The sequence below is a fragment of the Alteromonas sp. H02 genome (genome assembly GCF_059682525.1).
On sequence record NZ_CM185021.1, the window covers coordinates 4,526,455 to 4,544,418 of the forward strand.

Annotated in this window: 16 protein-coding genes; 3 read left to right on the forward strand and 13 right to left on the reverse strand. The window is 44.1% G+C overall.

From position 1 onward, the window contains the following. Positions 1-8 precede the first annotated feature (8 nt). From rfbC to AC566Q_RS21035, 13 genes are all read right to left on the reverse strand, one after another. Positions 9-554 carry a dTDP-4-dehydrorhamnose 3,5-epimerase gene (gene rfbC, locus AC566Q_RS20975; RefSeq protein ID WP_296050580.1) on the reverse strand — a complete coding sequence of 182 codons (546 nt, stop codon included), beginning with the start codon at positions 552-554 and terminating at the stop codon, positions 9-11. Positions 555-1,030: 476 nt separating this feature from the next. Beyond that, positions 1,031-1,909 carry a glucose-1-phosphate thymidylyltransferase RfbA gene (rfbA, locus tag AC566Q_RS20980; RefSeq protein ID WP_499610410.1) on the reverse strand — a complete coding sequence of 293 codons (879 nt, stop codon included), beginning with the start codon at positions 1,907-1,909 and terminating at the stop codon, positions 1,031-1,033. A gap of 99 nt (positions 1,910-2,008) precedes the next feature. Further along, the gene (locus AC566Q_RS20985; protein WP_296050586.1) at positions 2,009-3,397 is read right to left on the reverse strand and encodes a glycosyltransferase; all 1,389 of its coding nucleotides are present in this window, start codon (positions 3,395-3,397) and stop codon (positions 2,009-2,011) included. Beyond that, the gene (locus AC566Q_RS20990) at positions 3,394-4,515 is read right to left on the reverse strand and encodes a hypothetical protein (RefSeq protein ID WP_499610414.1); all 1,122 of its coding nucleotides are present in this window, start codon (positions 4,513-4,515) and stop codon (positions 3,394-3,396) included. Before AC566Q_RS20990 ends, AC566Q_RS20985 begins: the two co-directional genes overlap by 4 nt. A 16-nt stretch (positions 4,516-4,531) precedes the next feature. Continuing rightward, entirely contained in the window at positions 4,532-6,484 is a 1,953-nt protein-coding gene (locus AC566Q_RS20995; RefSeq protein WP_499610418.1) for a DUF6473 family protein, read from the reverse strand. Then, positions 6,477-7,688 (reverse strand): glycosyltransferase 61 family protein, encoded by a 1,212-nt coding sequence (locus tag AC566Q_RS21000; RefSeq protein WP_499610422.1) that lies wholly within the window; start codon positions 7,686-7,688, stop codon positions 6,477-6,479. The genes AC566Q_RS20995 and AC566Q_RS21000 overlap by 8 nt, the downstream gene beginning before the upstream one ends. After that, positions 7,651-8,586, reverse strand: coding sequence for a sulfotransferase family protein (locus AC566Q_RS21005; protein WP_499610426.1), 936 nt, complete (start codon positions 8,584-8,586; stop codon positions 7,651-7,653). The genes AC566Q_RS21000 and AC566Q_RS21005 overlap by 38 nt, the downstream gene beginning before the upstream one ends. A gap of 6 nt (positions 8,587-8,592) precedes the next feature. Continuing rightward, positions 8,593-9,702 carry a glycosyltransferase gene (locus AC566Q_RS21010; RefSeq protein WP_499610431.1) on the reverse strand — a complete coding sequence of 370 codons (1,110 nt, stop codon included), beginning with the start codon at positions 9,700-9,702 and terminating at the stop codon, positions 8,593-8,595. Further along, positions 9,699-10,853, reverse strand: a complete 1,155-nt coding sequence (locus AC566Q_RS21015; RefSeq protein WP_499610435.1) for a hypothetical protein — start codon at positions 10,851-10,853, stop codon at positions 9,699-9,701. The genes AC566Q_RS21010 and AC566Q_RS21015 overlap by 4 nt, the downstream gene beginning before the upstream one ends. Next, a complete protein-coding gene (locus AC566Q_RS21020) occupies positions 10,850-12,772 on the reverse strand; it encodes a glycosyltransferase (RefSeq protein WP_499610440.1) in 1,923 nt (640 codons plus the stop codon). The genes AC566Q_RS21015 and AC566Q_RS21020 overlap by 4 nt, the downstream gene beginning before the upstream one ends. After that, positions 12,772-13,242, reverse strand: a complete 471-nt coding sequence (locus AC566Q_RS21025; RefSeq protein WP_499610442.1) for a hypothetical protein — start codon at positions 13,240-13,242, stop codon at positions 12,772-12,774. The genes AC566Q_RS21020 and AC566Q_RS21025 overlap by 1 nt, the downstream gene beginning before the upstream one ends. A gap of 134 nt (positions 13,243-13,376) precedes the next feature. Further along, complete coding sequence (fcl, locus tag AC566Q_RS21030) at positions 13,377-14,336, reverse strand: GDP-L-fucose synthase (protein WP_499610445.1); 960 nt, start codon at positions 14,334-14,336, stop codon at positions 13,377-13,379. Positions 14,337-14,446: 110 nt separating this feature from the next. Further along, positions 14,447-15,505 (reverse strand): GSCFA domain-containing protein, encoded by a 1,059-nt coding sequence (locus AC566Q_RS21035; RefSeq protein WP_499610448.1) that lies wholly within the window; start codon positions 15,503-15,505, stop codon positions 14,447-14,449. A 126-nt stretch (positions 15,506-15,631) separates the two neighbouring features. Here AC566Q_RS21035 and tnpA point away from each other — a divergent pair, with 126 nt between their 5' ends. From tnpA to tnpC, 3 genes are read left to right on the forward strand one after another with little or no spacing between them, the layout of a single operon-like run. Next, positions 15,632-15,916: an IS66 family insertion sequence element accessory protein TnpA gene (tnpA, locus tag AC566Q_RS21040; protein ID WP_126874056.1), complete on the forward strand. Its 285-nt coding sequence runs from the start codon at positions 15,632-15,634 to the stop codon at positions 15,914-15,916. Then, positions 15,916-16,251: an IS66 family insertion sequence element accessory protein TnpB gene (tnpB, locus tag AC566Q_RS21045; protein WP_126874057.1), complete on the forward strand. Its 336-nt coding sequence runs from the start codon at positions 15,916-15,918 to the stop codon at positions 16,249-16,251. Before tnpA ends, tnpB begins: the two co-directional genes overlap by 1 nt. 23 nt (positions 16,252-16,274) lie before the next feature. Next, positions 16,275-17,843, forward strand: coding sequence for an IS66 family transposase (gene tnpC / locus AC566Q_RS21050; protein ID WP_499617577.1), 1,569 nt, complete (start codon positions 16,275-16,277; stop codon positions 17,841-17,843). Positions 17,844-17,964: the final 121 nt, after the last annotated feature.

A 17,964-nucleotide genomic window follows, 5' to 3' on the forward strand; every position in this document is an offset into this window, starting at 1 on the left:
GTAATATCCTAAAACGCCGGCGCATCAACAAAAGCCGTACCGGCTTCATCCTTGCCCGATAAAGACGGCGCTTCGCCATTCACCAGCGGCCACTCAATGCCAATGGTTGGATCGTCATATTTCACCGATATTTCGGATTCCGGATGGTAGTAATCCGTGCACTTATACACAAATTCAGCCGATTCACTGGTGACATAAAAGCCGTGCGCAAAGCCAGCAGGCACCCATAGCTGACGCTTGTTTTCGGCAGACAGGTACACGCCAACCCATTTGCCGAAAGTTTCAGAGTCTTTCCGCATATCCACGGCTACGTCGAACACTTCGCCAGACACTACGCGGACCAGCTTGCCCTGAGTTTGCTCTAACTGATAATGCAAGCCGCGCAAAATCCCTTGTTTAGATTTAGAGTGATTGTCTTGCACAAAATCGACGTCGGCACATTCAGCTTTAAACCAATCAGTGCGAAAGGTTTCTAAGAAAAAACCGCGCTCATCACCAAATACACGTGGTTCGATAATTTTGACATCCGGGATGTCGGTTTTGATTACTTGCATGGTTAATTCTTTTCCTATCTTTATTCTGTCATCCCGGAGAGAGTACCGGTCTTATCCGGGACTTCCTAATTGTACGCCGTCATCCGGGGAAGGCGTAGCACTTATCCGGGATCTCCCAATTAATTCTTCGCTGCCGCTTCACCAGACTGTTATGATGATCCCGGCTCAAGGCCGGGATGACAATAAAAACAGACCGGGATGACAATAAATATTGGCCACGGAGACAATAGATATTTGTCGGGGCGACATCATTAAATTTACGTCATCCCGGAAAGCGCGCAGCGCTTATCCGGGATCTCCTAACTATTTCTTCGGAGCCACTTCCCAGACGTTTATGGAGATCCCGGCTCAAGACCGGGATGACAATAATTGTTGGCCACGGTGACAATAGATATTTGTCGGGGCGACATCATTAAATTTACGTCATCCCGGAAAGCGCGCAGCGCTTATCCGGGATCTCCTAATTATCGTATCTGTTAACGTACCCGGTCGTTTATAACTTTTAGCAGATAACTACCATATCCACTTTTCACCAATGGTGCGGCCAGCTTTTCTAACTGCTCTGCATCAATGTAACCCATGCGAAACGCCACTTCTTCGGGGCAACAAATTTTGAGGCCCTGGCGTTTCTCTATCGCCGCCACGAAGTTTGCAGCATCTAACAAACTATCAAGCGTACCGGTATCCAACCACGCAGAGCCACGCCCCATCAGCTCCACTTTTAAAGAGCCATCCTGCAGGTACATATTGTTCAGATCGGTAATTTCTAGCTCGCCTCGCGGGGAAGGTTTTACTTCTTTGGCGAAATCGACAACGCGGTTGTCATAATAATAGAGGCCAGTTACTGCATAATTAGACTTTGCAACTGCTGGTTTTTCTTCGATGGATAACGCATTCCAGTCGTCATCGAAATCCACTACACCGTAGCGCTCGGGATCATTAACGTGATAGCCAAATACCGTAGCACCTTGTGTTTGCCCATAAGCATTTTTTAATGAAACCCGCAGATCGTGGCCATAGTAGATGTTATCACCAAGCACTAAGGAACAACTATTGTTACCAATAAAATCTTCACCAATAAGAAATGCCTGGGCAAGACCATCCGGCGACGGTTGAGCCGCATACTGAAGGTTGAGCCCCCAGGCACTTCCATCACCCAGTAACTCAATAAATCGACTCTGCTCTTCCGGGGTAGTGATAATCAGAATATCTCTTATCCCAGACATCATAAGCGTAGAGAGCGGATAGTAAATCATTGGTTTATCGTAAACAGGCATTAACTGTTTACTTACGACTTTAGTAAGGGGATGGAGTCTGGTTCCTGAACCACCCGCTAGGATTATTCCTTTTCTCATATTGTTTATTCTCCAAACTAAATCGTCATAGTAATTCTCAAAGTCGCTATTGAGATTATCATGAAAGCACAGCTGATAAAGTTCTCATTTAAATATTTCTTATTCAAAATAATTGAATAACGTCCTATTTTTAGCGTTGATATCAAATAAAGTCTTAAACCTTGCAGTATTATTTTGAACCAACTCAGCTACATCATTACTATTATGATTTTCAACTATCCATAGCATTTTGTCAGCAGCATCATCTATCGATGGTTCTGCCCAAAATTGCTCATCAGACCACGGATACTGATGAGCATCTACAGGCACCAAATTGTAATCAATGTTTAAAGGGTTATCTTGTCCTATTATATCAATGCTTCCGGACCAATTTGTGGAAATCACTGGCAAGCCCAATGAAACTGCTTCAGCTATTGTTCGGCCAAAGCCCTCACTACGATGCAAAGAAACATAGCAGTCAGTTTTAAGCCACAGCGTGGACATCTCTTTTTCATTGTACGAATCATCAATTATTTTGATTCTTCGATCTTGCGTTGCGAGATGCCGAACCAGGTTCCATTCAGGTGAGTCATTTGTGTTAGAAACTTTTAATATCAATCTAACGTCATATTTCCCTGATTTGAATGCTTTGATAAATGCATTAATAACTCCAGTTGGATTTTTCCTTGCTAAATATGATGCCGCGTCAAAAATATAGAGAAATGTATAAGGTCGAGACTGCCGGGGTACTTTATAACAATGAGGTTGTGTTTTTTGTATCACAATCGGGTTAGCAATTTCCACTTTGCTCTTATTCCCACGACTACTCAAATAAGCTTGCTGAACAAACTCGGAAATTGACCATATAAAATCAAATTTATTAAGATGATCGAACCAAGAATCGGGAATTTTAGGTAGTTCCCATGGAGGCACTGCGATTGTAGTGCCGAATCCGCTCAGTTCACCATCAAAAATCTGCACAAATTTCTGCAACTCGATTGGATTTAGAAAAAACAGAGAGTATTGATAAGGCAACTGTGTGGAATAATACATTTTAAAATCGAAGTCGAGTTTGTCTGTCAGATGGCCAATATGATAAATTGAAAAAGAGATACCTTTCTGCTGAAGCAAGCGCGCGTAGCTCCTTAGGTCTTCACCTAGCCCCAGGCGCCCCTGGTCATACCCAATAAGATTAAAACCATGTTTTTTGTTCTTTTCTACACTACCTTTTTTACCCTCAAGTAACGAAAAAAGTTGCGGAAGATTAAAAATAGACTGGGCATAAGTTTGATACCAGCTTACTAATATACGCCGATGAACAGTTTCTTTTAAACTACACTGCCCAAAAATTTTGGTATAAAGGAGAACCATGAGGTTGGTTATTGGGATTGATTGATCCTGCTTTATTGCTGCGACTGGTGACAGCAAAAGGCGCCATTGGTCTGTATCTATATTGTTAACACGAAACTCTGTCCAAGGTAAAAAGTGGTCAAAAATATCCATCTTCATTTATTCACGCTTCTTACAACACCTTTTATAGTACTTTTTTTGAAACGCTTAACAATATGGCAAAACCAAAACCTAAACTTAACCTTCACAGGTATTAAGCCTAAAATAAGCTTAATACGGTGGGGGCTCTTATAGGTTCCGTCGGGTGCATCTCGCTCTTTCAAAGTCTTAAATACAGCAGGAGCCATTTCAGCGTAGGCTGCTAAAAACTCTGTAGCAATTTTCAAAAACTCTTCATCAGGCAATACTTGCCTTGCAAAAGGGCGCTGTTTTTGCTGACGACATGCCTCTATGAACTTATCTAAGTTTACAATTCTAAAAAAATTACCTACATCATTAAGAATTTGCAAATAAGTATTTCTATAGATTTCAAAAATTTCTGATGGTATCAAAGAATAGTTAGCTGTCGGGCCCTGATAACTTTGTAAAAAGTAATCTAGCTTTTCCTGTAATTCTTTAACATTAAACTGATTAAACCAACGTTTAAATTCGACCGCCTCGAGTGAGTAAGAAGTGTTAACTCTTTCACTGGTCATTTTTAAATGGTTACTAGTAACACTGCATCCGATAGCTTCCAAAAAATCAGTCACTATTTCACCACCAACAAAGCACTGCGAGTGATAAGGTCTCAACTGGAATCGCTCTATGCCGACAGCTTTAATCTCACGGAATAATACATGAATTTGAAAATACTTAGGTTTCTTGTCTATTCCAAAGGCTTTAACTTCGCCATGCCGCTTCACGCCTTGATTGTAAGACGACTCTATTACTTCTACCGGAAACCGCAGGTAAGCCACAAATGTGGCAGTAGGGAATTCTGCTGCGAGTGTCTCAATTTGTTGAAAGAAAAACTCTGAAGAAAGCAACAAGGTAGAGAGTTTTGTATTTTCAAACTCCGACAACAACTGCGCTTTTTTTTCACGATCAAAAAGAGGTTTACCATTACTATCCCGACTAAACAGTGACAACAGGTTACCAGAACTTACGCCATTAGGATCAGACTGATGGCGCGGATAATAAATACCATACTGTTGCAGTTCTGCACGATTTTGCAATAACCACTTTTGAATTGCAGAGGTCCCCGACTTAGGAGGACCAATATGAATTACTACGCGCAATACTTTTTACCTACAATTAAGAACGTGAAGCAAGATCACGCAAAAATATTTCCAGTATTTCATCCTTTGCTTCGACATCGTGTCTCTTAAAGTCTGTTTCCAACCCTACATTGGCCAACGCTACACTAACATCCAAGAACTTAGTGATACGATACATTTCATTTGATGTATTCGAGATAAGATCACTATATTCAACTGAAAGCGCTTGCCCTCCAAAAATAGTGTTTATCTGCTCGTTAAGTTTTACTTCGTCAGCTTTTAGTTCGTTATAAATCTTGTAGATCGCATTAAAATTATAACTCTTAACTAGATGATAAGAGTATTCGGTCTCTTGCTTGTCCTTTACATGCCATTTATTTGATAGCTGTGCAAACCACTTCGACACAGCTTGCTCGGCCACAGAACCACGAGTGAGTTTTAGAACTTTGTGGGAACCAAAAAACGAGTGCAGGAAGTTATCAGAGTAAATAGACCGCAACCACTCAAGTCTCTCAGTGATAATTTTCGTTCCAAATACCAAATTATCGCTTAAAACATTGTTCTGTAGAGTAGTGTACCAGTCATCAAAACTAAATGCAGACGCTTTCAGCGCTTCAAACACTGGCCGAGTAAGGTGCTCTTTAGGTTGTCCCGCAGCGCCAGTTTTTTCTAATAGGTCACAAAGAACGGTACTTCCCGAGCGCGGTGTGCAAAGAACCACATATTTTTCGACTGGTTTTATCTGTTCGCTATCCACCTTGAATGATTTAACTCGAAATGACCAGTTGAAGATGATGTCAGAATAAATACCTTTCACTTCTGTCAGGATATTTCGCAAGGAACAGAATTCGGTAACTTCGTATTTCAACAATTTCTCGTTTTCTGTCGATGCTATAACTACCCTACTAACCTTGTTTCGTTGTAACACTTCTCTCCAAGAATGCGGCGATGCTGTAAGGCATTGCAGATTTGCTTGATCTAACCAGAATTCAGCTTCAAAAGCATCAAAGATTAGCAGGTCGGATTTGTCCAAGCTTTTTAAAAAATTCTGAATGTTGGGATGTACCCAGGGCTTAAGTAATCGATTAAAGTCAACAGCTTTACTTACACTCTTTCGATGGGTGTTTTGCAACGAAAATTCGGTGACTTTCAAGAACTCAGCTAGTTTTATAGCTAAATCAGCGTTCATTTCCGGTGACGGATAATATTTGTTTAGATTGGTATTTTTGTCCTTTATCCCCATTTTTACTGAGGCTGAAGCACCATTATCACTTAGCAACTTTTGCGGCATACCCAGGTTTGAGTAATACTCAAAATAGACCGCAACATCTTTCTTAAGCACTTCTATTAGAGTTTTATCGATAAGTTGCGGGAATTTCCAGAGTTGGTCGAAGTTATTAAAAACCAATTTTTCTGGCGGCTTAAAATGGGAATAATAAAGTAAGATTACTGGCTTTTTGATAGCACGTATCAGCGCTTGCATTTTGTCAAGCCATATACCCCGCTGTTCAGCCAATACAGATTGAAAGTACTCACTAGATGACGTTTCGTAAATCTCTTTCCACAATTTTCCTGATAACTGACGCCCCTCAAACAAAGAGGAGGTAAAGTGATTCAGCCCCCCCTTGTCTTTGAAAATTGAATTCGATACAGAGCGTCCACTCATAACTTGGAGAACAACAAATTCAGCTTTATTGACCGTTTCCAATAACGCCGGCCTTTGAAGGTAATATTCGGGCCCAACTCCACCACGACCAAGGTTGAGTGATTGCAAGCCCAATTCTTTTGCAAGTAACTCTGGGTAAGTATCTTTAACAAATCGACCTAACGTTTGAGCTGCGCCGAGACAAGCAAAGAACGGCTTTTTAAAATCAGGTAGAGGAGCTCTTACAAACTCACCTACCTCTGGACAAAGCTTATAGCCATAATCGATAAAATGTCCATCATTTGACTGATATAAACCTAGCTCTTTATTTGGATCTCTATTCATTTTCAATTACTTCCGGGTAGCCTGCTTTCTTGATAGCTTGCATCAAACTATCTGAATAACCATCAATATTGTTCCTAGTCGACAGAGTCTCCGTAGTAAAATAGCGCTTGAGGTCTTGTCGAACACACTCTTGCAGAGCAGTGTCGTCAATATCTGGTTCACAACCTACAATTTTTTTTATGATATTATTCAATTTGACTCTGTCGGGTATTGTGACCCCGCATTCCAACAGAGGCTTACCATCACGCAAGCCACACACTAAATCGCCAATAGTATAATAATCAACGCTCTCAGCTCTTGGCTCGATAAAATTCTTACACATATTATAAGTGGGCCTTCGTCTTATTACGTGTACTTTACCTAACCCACGTCCAAGGAGCTGCATTGTATGTAATGCTGACCCTTCCGAAAAAACCAAAGTTGTACTATTAAGGTATTTGTGTAGTTGTTCAGACAACGAATATTGCTCGGGCATAAACACTTCGAAGCCATGTTGAATCAATATTTTTTCAATATACTTTTCGCCCGCGATAACCCCTTTACTCTGCGCTGAACGAGATACATAAATTTTTCTATTTTTATTGATATTGAGCTTTTTACTTTGTACTAAATTATCGAACTCCGATAAATAATCGCCGTTAGCACCGACGTTTGGTAATTGCTCTTGCTGTCCAAGTACAATGAGCTCTTTAACCAGCAGAGGCTTGTTGACGAGTAAAATTTGTTCACTAATTTCCAACCAGTCTGTAATTGCTCTAAAGAAAGACGGGGTATTTTCTATGGTGTATTTCTCGTTATTAGGGGCACTAAACGCGTATACACCTCTCAAGCCTAACTTTCGATAAGCCATAATTCGAGTAGAAAAATCAGCAATTTGGTGCCCAAAATGATCTACGATTGCACCGCACCAGAACACAGTTCTAGTTTCATAGCATAGATGCTGCCCATCACTAATGATCGGCTCATCGTCTTTAAGATTATTATTTCTTTTAAATCGGATTTCATGCTGCGAGTCCCACTCAGGCCAAACAGGCCCAAGCTGATGCTCAGAACGACCAAAAGGCGATGCCAATACCTGTTGTATTGGCATCACCGGTATATTATGAAAAATCTTATGCATTTTACTGGTGTCCTTCGTAATAGGAGTGTGTTTACGATTTTTTCGCCTAACACCAATAATCCGCAAAAGCTTTTCTTTTTGCATCAATCATCTCAATATCTTGCCGTGACAGGAATTTTTCAATATCTACATCATTTTTTTGGGGGGCCTGATTAAGCAATGGATCCCAAGCTTGTTCCCGCCTTTCTTTGGAAACAGCAGCGCTATTAAATGCTTCACCTAAAAAAGAAAATAGGGCTTTCAGCGTATCATCAGGTTCATTGGTTAATTGACCATAAGAGACAATCTTACAAGCATCTGTAAATTTACTGCTTAAAATTTTGATTTTGTTCTCTATATTAAGCAAATAATTAAGATATTGCTCTACAGAATGAGAAAGCCATGCAATGCTCGGATCATCTTTGTCCTTACCCAGTGCAATTTCTTTAGCATATCGCTTTTTATGGGATGCTATGATTTCAGCTATATCTCTAGTACAAATGAGTAATTTAGCATTTGGGAAAGTAGCGAGCACTTCCTCAGCGCAGCGAATATGAGCTGGTGTTTTTTCAACAAAGCGTTTACCACCCAAATTTTTAGATGAGTGATACACGAAAGCACGCAGAATATGTTTATATCCCCGTTCGTACCAAATCTCTTCTCTATTCGGCTCTGTTAGAAACGCTTTCGGCATGCCTTGCTCTGAAAGCATTTTGTTTCTTTCAATCAACGGAGCTAGACTATCTTTGAATTGCGCTACATTTTTCTGGCCCAGATAAACACGCATTTCGTAGTTTTCTGGTGTCGCATCATCTAACAGTAACCAAGGCTTGACAAAACAAAAGGTTTCTACAGTCGCATGTGAAAAATCGCAAAAAGCAGGATGATTAGAAACCTGCTGAAACAATAAGCTGGTACCACTTCTTTCAGGGCCCATAATAAAAACCGGCTGTTGCTCAAAAGCCCATTCTCTTAACGTTTTTTTATATATTTGAAAATCCATGAAATTTTAGCCAAATAGTTTTTTAAAGCTGACGACTTGCTGTTCGTTATAATTCTCGAACACCTGACTGGAGCTACGCGTTAACTCAGTCAATCGACTGTTATTAAACGTTTGCAGTTTATCTACCATTTCATTAATTGTAGCGCATTGTTGATAGGGCTCAGAGGTGGTTATCCCAACCATCGCGTCTAACGTTGCCATTAAAGGTTTACCAAATGAAAGCGCTTCGAGCGATTTAATTTTTAGGCCGGTACCACCGAGCATTGGATTAACTGCAACATCAATATCCCGGTAGAATGTGTCTAAGTCATCTACCATACCAACAATTTCAAACACTTCATTACTAGCGCTAAACGTTTTACAAATACTTCCACCTAACACGAACTCAAAATTGTCAAACAGTGTTGGCGATTGTTTGATTGCGTTTTGAAAGGTTTCGATAGAGATAATATTAAACGGGTTACCGCTCCCGATGTAGCCCACCCGTATTTTATTGTCGTCTCGCTCTGCGCTAACAATGGATTGCAACGGCGTAACATAGCCAATTACTTCAACGGGTTTCGAGGTTATTGACTGAAAATAGTCCTGCTCCTGGTCTTGAATAGCAATAACCAAATCTGCACGCTCCAGAGCGTAGGCCTCCAGCTCTTTAGTGGTATAAAACCACACCGGTTCCAGCCCAGCTTCTTTAGCCACAATATGTCGGTCGCCGAATACATCGTGGGTATCGATAACTTTGTACACGTCATCAGGTACAGCTTCGAGGACTTTAGAAAACCAAACGTAGTTCACCAGGCATACATCAAACTTCCAACGCGTACATAACTGCTCTACCAGAATGGATACCCGTTGATCATACCAGTCATCTATATCGAAATACTCACCATAGCTGGGCTCGGCTGCCGGACCTTCCGGTTGCACGTAATGAAAGTAATCCCAGTCCTGTTCCATGGCCACGCGCTGTTCGGGAGAAAGCCCCTCCATGCCAAAGTAAACAAAGTGTACTTTATAGCCACACTGCTGGAACATTTGATTGAGCCGGTATATACGTGCGCTGTTGCCCTGAAATTGCGGGTGAGACGGAATCGGCGACACTATTAAAACATGTTTATTCATTCGCTTAGGTTCCACACCACTTCTATGCCGCTAATGGCAACACCGAGGGGACGGCCGCCACAATTTTTCAGGTCGGTTACACTTAACAACAATTCTACAGGTTCTTCCGGCTTGTTAGATACATAATCAAAAGCAATCGTATCACCGGCGCTAATGTATTGCCCAAAAACAGGTACGCCGTTCATAAAACAGCGAACAAAGCCACATTCTTGCTCTTCGGGCAAGGCCAGTACAGACAACGACACCCGATATAACCCGCGCGCACGCATAGGTAATAAAATGGTGGTGTCGTGGCCTGGCCCTGTCCAGCGCCATTCGGTGTCATCATGCCACTCAGAGGCATATAGGTTTGTGGCCATCATGGTGGCTAAGGGATACTGCCGGGTACAGGTTTTTAAGTATTTTTGGGTAAGATTGCCGAGATTATCGCCGGCAGTGCACAGCGCTGGCCATTTTTGCGCTAATTGATTGTTGGCCAATAACACTTCATCGGCGCTGATCTGATCAGGCGTGAGGTATGTTTCAACCTCATCAAGTAGCACCTGATCGGGAAATAAATACACCTTTTGCGACGCTGTACTAGTAGTTGATAACGCCCTTAAAGTGGCATCAACGGCAGTATAATGATGTACTTCGCACCATTGCAGCAAGCTGGTAACAGACCCCTCGAAAGTCAATGAAATAAGTGGCCGATGTTGTGTAACACAGTTAATCGACTGATTTAAAAAGGTAACATCCACCCGCTCAAATGCCAGCCAGTTAATGCGTTGTAATCCTAGCAAGGCATCGTCTACCGTTTGTACCGCAAGCGTTAACGGCGCCCGGGCTAACAACGAGAAACCAGCTTCTACCCGCGGCGTGATCCGCAACGTTGAACACTCGGCCCCTAAGCATAGGAGTGGCAGGCCTGCCTGGGCAAACATGTCTGCCAGTTTAAAACCATATTTACGTATTAATGGTTCAAACACCACGAAATCGCAACTCATACCCGTGGCTTCTACCAGGCTCGCCATAATGCTTTGTGGCAGGTTATCCATTACTACATGCGCATTGCGTGGCATCGCCCGGCAAATTGCCGACTGAATCAGAATTTGATTACTAATAGCGTGTTGTTGCGTAGCTGCATTTAATACGTGAAGGACGTTTTTCATGACCCCCCCCGGCCATTGGCTGTGGTAACTGCCGGTTGCAACCACTTAAGCTCACTAATACCCGTAAAACCGTATGCCTGAGGCGTAGCGTTAATCATCCAGGATACTTTTGTAAGCTCAAAACACCACTCCTCGTGGGTTATGGGCGGATAGGTATTATTCATATCAATGTGTGAAACACCCGTATGGATGTTATCTACCTGAAAGCCACTAGCCTCGAGGTACTGCGTAATATCTGCCCGGGTTAACGGAACATCTGGACTCGCCAGATTATCAGGCTGCACCGTAACAGACACTTTTGCGCCAAGAGCGAGTCGTTCGCTGAGGGCTGCAAAATAACGTACCGGATCGCACTCGATAGCCCGTGTGGGTATCACCACAATCGCTAACTCGGCCAGACTAGCCGGGAATGCGTTGCCTTCTGGCTGTTCCAGCTCAAAGGGCGGGATAACTTGTAGGGCACTTTTGGCGTAACCAAATAAATCGGTTAGTAACTTGTTCCCGGGGGTTGCTTCGCCAACCAGTAAAACCGGGCCACTAACGCCTACCGGAACGGTATTGTTTAGCCACCACAACACCCCGCTTGTCTGGGTGTCTAGTGTAGTTGTCCAGGCTTGGTTGTTCACCAGCCAGCGGGCGATGGTTGGCTCTGCGAGATAACGCCATAACGTAGCAGGTAAGGCCGGTTCTGCAGCGCTTCTGCGGCTGAGTAATTGTTGTTCTTGTGCTATAACCTCGCGATATTGTGCCGTAGTGCGCACAATATTATGGCTGCGCTCTACCCAGCGCCGGGCATTTAAGCCTAGCCTAACCCGCTCTACCGGTTTTTCAATTAAGTGTTTGATAGCAGCTGTAAGGTTGGCATTAAATGCCTCATCGTAATCTAGCTTAACCGCGCACTCATCCGGGATCTCAGCAAAGGGCCCAATGTTTACCACAAGACACCCTAAACCCAGCCCCATGGCCCGCGACAACGTACCAGAGCTTTCGCCACCGGTGGGATAACGCAGGTTAATAATAAAGTCTGAAGCCAGCAGGTATTTAAAGAAGTCCTGCTCGTCTAAAAAGCCGGTTACCACAACATGATCAGCCAGGCCACTATCGGCGATATCCTGATACACGTCATACTCGTGAGGCTTGCACTGGCCAGCTAGCACGTACACAAAATCCAGACCTTGTGCTTTTAGCTCTGCCAATGCAGTAAGCACCGCTTTTATCTGTTTGGCCTTGGCAATAAAGCCCATTGAGGTAATAACGACTTTATTACCCGGCAAGCCTAACTCACCTCGGTATGTCATTTTGAGTTTAGGCTGAAAATGACGAATGCCAGGTGACAGGTGGTGAGGAATTAACGTAATAGCGCTATGCCCAAGCGCTGCAATTTTATTCGCGGAATATTCAGAGTGCACAATAATTTGCGACGATGCATCAATAATTGAACTGTGCATCATCAGCTCATGGGGCATAAACTGCCCTTTCCAGCCCTGGCTGGCAAGTTGTTCGCCGATCACCTTACCCTGAACACCGTATTGGTTAGTTAAGGCTTTGGTGTATGCCTCCTTATCACCCTGCGACAGGTTAGTGAGATCGATCAGGTAATGCAGATTAAGATCGTGTACTACCGTGATCCCCGGCCTGCTTAGCAATACTTCCAGCATGTATACCGTATCGGGATTATTGCCCACATGGTACAAATGAGGCACTTTATCAAAAGCTTGCCAGTTGGCCAGGTACTCAGCCAACCGCAGCACACGGGTGCGAGGGCATATTCCCGTCGGCTCAGGGAAATGATTTTCAATAACTACCGTTACATCGAGGTATTCACTCAAATAAGGGAGCTGTTCAGCCAGATAATCGGCAATACCATTTGGCTTAGGGGGTAGCGGGCAAAATATTACTACCTTAGCGTTTGCTGCCATTAATTTTTATTTTCCAGTTGGCTCTTAAGGTAATCAAATTCACGCTGCATGCGCTCGTTCTGAATAGACAACAGGGCGTCCATTCGTTTTTCAACTTCACTGGCAAAGTCACCTAAAATATCGCTAAAGCTATTTTGTAGTTTAACGGCGGCATCAGTGACTCGTTTACCGTCGATAAACACATGCACTTCACGCGCAGCTGCCGAAAATGGCAACATATCCAAATCGATAGTAAACCCGTGGCAGCCATTACCCACACCAGCGGCAACCAGATCTTCGCGTAATGTGGCCGCCTTGGTAGATGCCAGGGTTTTGTCGCCCTCTTTCACTTCTACCATACAAGGTTTGCCAGGACGGCTGGTATTACATGCCCAACCCGATATTTGGTTACTACTTATGGAATCAATATGATACTGAATGGCACCTTTGCCAAGCACACGTTTTGCTAAATTCTTAAGTTTTGCTTTCATTGTATATCCGAAGATGCGCCTGCATAATTACAGCCGCGTATAGTATCGCAAATATGCGAACTGTGCATCAGCAGCAATAGTTCAGCGGGACAAAGTGCCAAGCATAAGCGCTTGGCGCAGATGATAAAAGAAAGTTAGCCGCGGAAGTTATCCTGGTTTGCCAAAAACCAGTCAAAGGCATGCTTCAAACCATCTTCCAGATTGTAGGTATGTTGCCACCCTAACGCATGCAGGCGCGACACATCCATTAGCTTACGTGGGGTGCCGTCGGGCTTGCTGGTATCCCATACAATGTCGCCGGTAAAACCGGTCACTTTGGCAACGGTCTCTACCAGCTCTTTAATGGTACAGTCTACGCCGGTGCCCACGTTAATATGGCTCAGCATAGGCTCGGTGTTTTCTTCGTAAGTGGCTTTATCCAGCTCCATAACATGTACGCTGGCGGCTGCCATATCATCTACGTGCAGGAATTCGCGCATGGGTTTACCACTGCCCCAGGCAACCACTTCGGCATCGCTTCGTTGTGCCGCTTCATGAAAACGGCGTAGCAGTGCAGGAATAACGTGCGAATTTTCCGGATGGAAATTATCGTTAGGGCCATACAAATTAGTGGGCATTACCGAACGATAATCCCGACCGTACTGGCGGTTGTAACTTTCGCACAGCTTGATACCAGCGATTTTCGCAATGGCGTAGGGCTCATTGGTTTCTTCTAAGGTACCGGTAAGCAGTGCCTTTTCGGTCATCGGTTGCTCAGCCATTTTAGGGTAAATACAGCTAGACCCTAAAAACAACAGCTTTTGTACATCATTAGCATGGGCCGCATGGATAATGTTGGCTTCAATCATCAGGTTTTCGTAGATAAACTCAGCCGGATAAGTGTTGTTGGCGTGAATACCGCCAACCTTGGCAGCAGCCAGGTATACCTCGTCTATCTTATTATCAGCAAAAAACTGCGACACCGCCGCCTGGCTAGTTAAGTCCAGTTCGCTGCGGGTACGGGTAATAATATATACACCGCCACGCTGTTCTAAGTTTTTTACAATGGCTGCGCCCACCATGCCGCGGTGACCGGCTACGAATACGGTTTTCATCGTTTTTAATTAACCTTTGAGTGTTGTAAACAAGTTTAACGTTAAGCTATTTTTTAAGACTAAACGGATCACCGCTCAATCTCTACAAAAGTGAGTGACAAAATAAACGCTCACGCTTTTACAATTTGCCCTAAATAAATTTTGGGAGGTTCACCTAAGTTACCATCTCTGGTTTCTAGCGTTGATAAATATTCTTTAAATACATCTTCTGCCGTTTCCATTCCGTAGTAACAATTCACAAATGCTTTTAATATCTGAGTGACGAGAAACCTTGATACGTGCCTCACGCATCCGTCATCCGTTCCATAGACTGGATACGGTAAATGACATCCCACCCACTTCACAATTTCGAACGAAGGCCAGTAATATACATTTGATGAACAATCAGTTTTACTCATATAATCGTTAATTGCCAAACGTAATGTAGACTTAGAAACGCAGTCAGAAGTAATACAGGATTTACTACCAAAGGTAGCTTTTAAAGGAACCGGAGATACAGTAAATACAATAGGCGCATTTGGGTTTATTTGGCGGATCAGCGCTACTATATTCTCTAAATTTTCCGTATTTTCTTGAACACTGGACAACCTAAAATGATGACGTCCTTCGTTAAATATTCGCTCTGGTACTCCGCGCCAGAAGACCTTTCCGGATTCTTTATCTTCCCAGACCTCAGCTAGCCCAAGTGTAAAAACAAAACTGCTAGCGTGCGCGAGTGCATCTTTATATTGTTGCTGTTCGAAACTCGGTTGCCAATCAACTATGTCTCCGTTGCTGGTTTTATTGTAACCGTACCCTTTACCGGTTTGCTCGCCAGTAACAGCCCAACTAAAAAAATCCAGCAACGCGAAGGTGTTATTTAACCCTGAAGGGATCCAAAAAGAATCGGACGACAGTCCAACATCATTCAGAAAATGACGTAGTTCAGCGGCAAAACAAGAACCTATAGCAATAACACTGCCGGATTTATTAAGCACAGGCGCTGCAGGAGCATGTCCCTCCAAACAATATTGATTAATTAGCGATTCAAGCTCGTTAAACTCTGCATTAGTTGTTGGATACTTTTTGACGTCGGATTGATGCCAACTTCCTTCTCCCCATGAAGCAGGGCCACTGCCATCTCTGACTGCTGCCAAACTACCTAATTCTCTTTCCGCTGAATTTTTCATAGTTCGCTCTCTTTTACGTGAAGTAAGTTCTCGCTATAACGTAAGCGATCAATTTAGACCGTCTTTTCCTCATTGAACTACCCCGTAAAATAGTCCCCGTAGATTTTACTCACGGAGACTTAATCGATGGCAACAAAAAGACGTACACGCGAGCAATGGCAGGTATTGGTTGATAAGCAAGCAGCAAGCGAACTGTCGGTCAGTGAATTTTGTGCACAGCATGCGTTAACAGTATCAAACTTCTATCTGTGGCGTAAAAAACTGAGCGATGATAGCCAATCGCTTGCGCAGCAAGATAACTGGCTTGCCTTTGATATGCCAGCAAGTGCGAACCAGAGCGCAGGCTCTGCCTGGGAGATTGAACTGGCATTACCCGGTGGTGTGGTGCTGCGGATGAACCGGGCTGCCTGATGTTACCCTTATCCAATGGGCGTATTTGGCTGTATACCGGTAATACGGATATGCGCAAACAGTTTGATGGGCTGGCGGCACTGGTACAGGGCAAACTGGGGATGCAGGCGCATTGTGGTGACTGGTTTGTGTTTATCAATAAACGCCGCACGCAGCTAAAGGTGTTGTATTACTACCAGGGCGGCTATTGTTTGTGGAGTAAACGGTTAGAAAAAGGCACCTTCGCCAAAGTCACTGACGGTACAGCAAAAACACCATTAAACAGTGCTCAGTTACAGTGTTTGATTGATGGCATTTACTGGCAAAAAGACAAACAAAACAGGCGATTTAATTGACTGATTTTGTTATAATTTACGCCATGAAAACACATTCTATTAGTCACCTTTCACCGTCTGAAATTGAGGCTGCCTTTGCTCATCAAGCTGAGGAGATTGCGCAACTCAAGCATCAACTGGACTGGCTTAAACGCCAGTTGTTCGGGCGTAAGTCTGAAAAGGTGTTAGTGGATAATCCGGCGCAGAGCAGTTTGTTTGATGAGGGTGAGACACACGCCTTACCGGCAGACACCAAACCGGTGAAGGCCCATACCCGTTCCTCACAAAAGCAACGTCGCGACTCGGATGTGAATGATGAAGGCCTGCGTTTTGATGAGACGGTGCCTCAGCTGATTATTGATGTGCCTGCGCCTGAGTTACAAGGAACGAATGCCGACCAGTATGATGTCGTTGATATCAAAGAAACCCGTCGCTTAGCACAACAGCCCGGCAGTTATGTGGTACTGGTGTATCGTCGTCAGGTCGTGCGTCATAAAACCACGCAAACCCTTAAGGATACCCCAGCGCCAACCAATGTACTGGAAGGCTGTTACTGCGATGTTTCATTACTCGCCGGGCTGATGGTGGATAAAGCGGTGTATCACTTACCACTTCACCGCCAACATCAACGGATGCTCGATAGCGGCATTACCCTTAGCCGGGCTACCTTAATCAACTGGATACAACAAGGCATTGAGCTGCTTCGGCCCATTGCCAAAGCCCAGTGGCAACACATCCTGCAAAGTAACATACTGGCCATGGATGAAGTGCCCATTAAAGCCGGGCGCACCAAAGGCGCGGGTCGAAAACCGGGGCAAATGAAACAAACCTACTTCTGGCCGATGTACGGTGACAGTGATGAGGTGGCGTTTACCTGGAGTCACAGCCGGGGCATGTTGCATGCCAAAGCACAGTTACAGGACTTTACCGGTACCTTGCTCACAGATGGCTATGCCGCTTACACCAAAACGGTTGAGCAGATAAACCAACACGAACAAAAGATAGTGCACGCTGCCTGTTGGGTACACATGCGCAGAGGCTTTGAAAAAGCCCTCGACAGTGAGCCGCAAACAGCACAACAGGCACTGGATATCATCGCCACGCTCTACCGGCATGAAAAACACATCCGGGATAAGCAATCAGACCTGGCTGATATCCATACCTACCGCCAACAACACAGCGAACCCTTAGTCACTGAGTTCTTCCGGTGGGTCTACCAACAACGCCAGCGCACCGATTTACTGCCCAAATCCCCCTTCGCCAAGGCGCTTCACTATGCGCATGAGCGGGAGAGCCAACTTAAGGTGTTTCTGAGTAACCCCGCGTTACCCATGGACACCAATCATCTCGAACGGGCACTGCGGGTAATCCCCATGGGCAGAAAAAACTATTTGTTCTGTTGGTCCGAACTCGGGGCTGAACAACTGGGCATATTACAAAGCCTGATGGTGACTTGCCGCCTGCAAGGCGTCAATCCCTACCATTATCTGGTGGATGTATTGCAGCGTGTAGCACTGCACCCGGCCAAAGATGTACTCGACCTGACGCCAAGAGTCTGGAAAGAGAAATTCGCGGACAAAAAATTGACGAGCGATTTAGATAAAATGGGGTGATCCGGGTCTATATTGATCGCTTACGCTATAACTGGTTAGGAAACGACTTTTTGTAATTCGCGCTTGCCATAGTCTCAAAATTACTCAGGCTGCTGCTAATTTTTGTTACGAGTTCGTTGAC

What these genes read in the sequence shown, in the direction of transcription:
- AC566Q_RS21025 (WP_499610442.1), bottom strand. Translation starts at nt 13,242, where the DNA reads ATGAAAGCAAAACTTAAGAATTTAGCAAAACGTGTGCTTGGCAAAGGT.
- rfbC (WP_296050580.1), bottom strand. Translation starts at nt 554, where the DNA reads ATGCAAGTAATCAAAACCGACATCCCGGATGTCAAAATTATCGAACCA.
- tnpB (WP_126874057.1), top strand. Translation starts at nt 15,916, where the DNA reads ATGTTACCCTTATCCAATGGGCGTATTTGGCTGTATACCGGTAATACG.
- AC566Q_RS21010 (WP_499610431.1), bottom strand. Translation starts at nt 9,702, where the DNA reads ATGAATAAACATGTTTTAATAGTGTCGCCGATTCCGTCTCACCCGCAA.
- AC566Q_RS21005 (WP_499610426.1), bottom strand. Translation starts at nt 8,586, where the DNA reads ATGGATTTTCAAATATATAAAAAAACGTTAAGAGAATGGGCTTTTGAG.
- AC566Q_RS21015 (WP_499610435.1), bottom strand. Translation starts at nt 10,853, where the DNA reads ATGAAAAACGTCCTTCACGTATTAAATGCAGCTACGCAACAACACGCT.
- AC566Q_RS21035 (WP_499610448.1), bottom strand. Translation starts at nt 15,505, where the DNA reads ATGAAAAATTCAGCGGAAAGAGAATTAGGTAGTTTGGCAGCAGTCAGA.
- fcl (WP_499610445.1), bottom strand. Translation starts at nt 14,336, where the DNA reads ATGAAAACCGTATTCGTAGCCGGTCACCGCGGCATGGTGGGCGCAGCC.
- AC566Q_RS21000 (WP_499610422.1), bottom strand. Translation starts at nt 7,688, where the DNA reads ATGCAAAAAGAAAAGCTTTTGCGGATTATTGGTGTTAGGCGAAAAAAT.
- tnpC (WP_499617577.1), top strand. Translation starts at nt 16,275, where the DNA reads ATGAAAACACATTCTATTAGTCACCTTTCACCGTCTGAAATTGAGGCT.
- AC566Q_RS20995 (WP_499610418.1), bottom strand. Translation starts at nt 6,484, where the DNA reads ATGAATAGAGATCCAAATAAAGAGCTAGGTTTATATCAGTCAAATGAT.
- rfbA (WP_499610410.1), bottom strand. Translation starts at nt 1,909, where the DNA reads ATGAGAAAAGGAATAATCCTAGCGGGTGGTTCAGGAACCAGACTCCAT.
- AC566Q_RS21020 (WP_499610440.1), bottom strand. Translation starts at nt 12,772, where the DNA reads ATGGCAGCAAACGCTAAGGTAGTAATATTTTGCCCGCTACCCCCTAAG.
- tnpA (WP_126874056.1), top strand. Translation starts at nt 15,632, where the DNA reads ATGGCAACAAAAAGACGTACACGCGAGCAATGGCAGGTATTGGTTGAT.
- AC566Q_RS20985 (WP_296050586.1), bottom strand. Translation starts at nt 3,397, where the DNA reads ATGAAGATGGATATTTTTGACCACTTTTTACCTTGGACAGAGTTTCGT.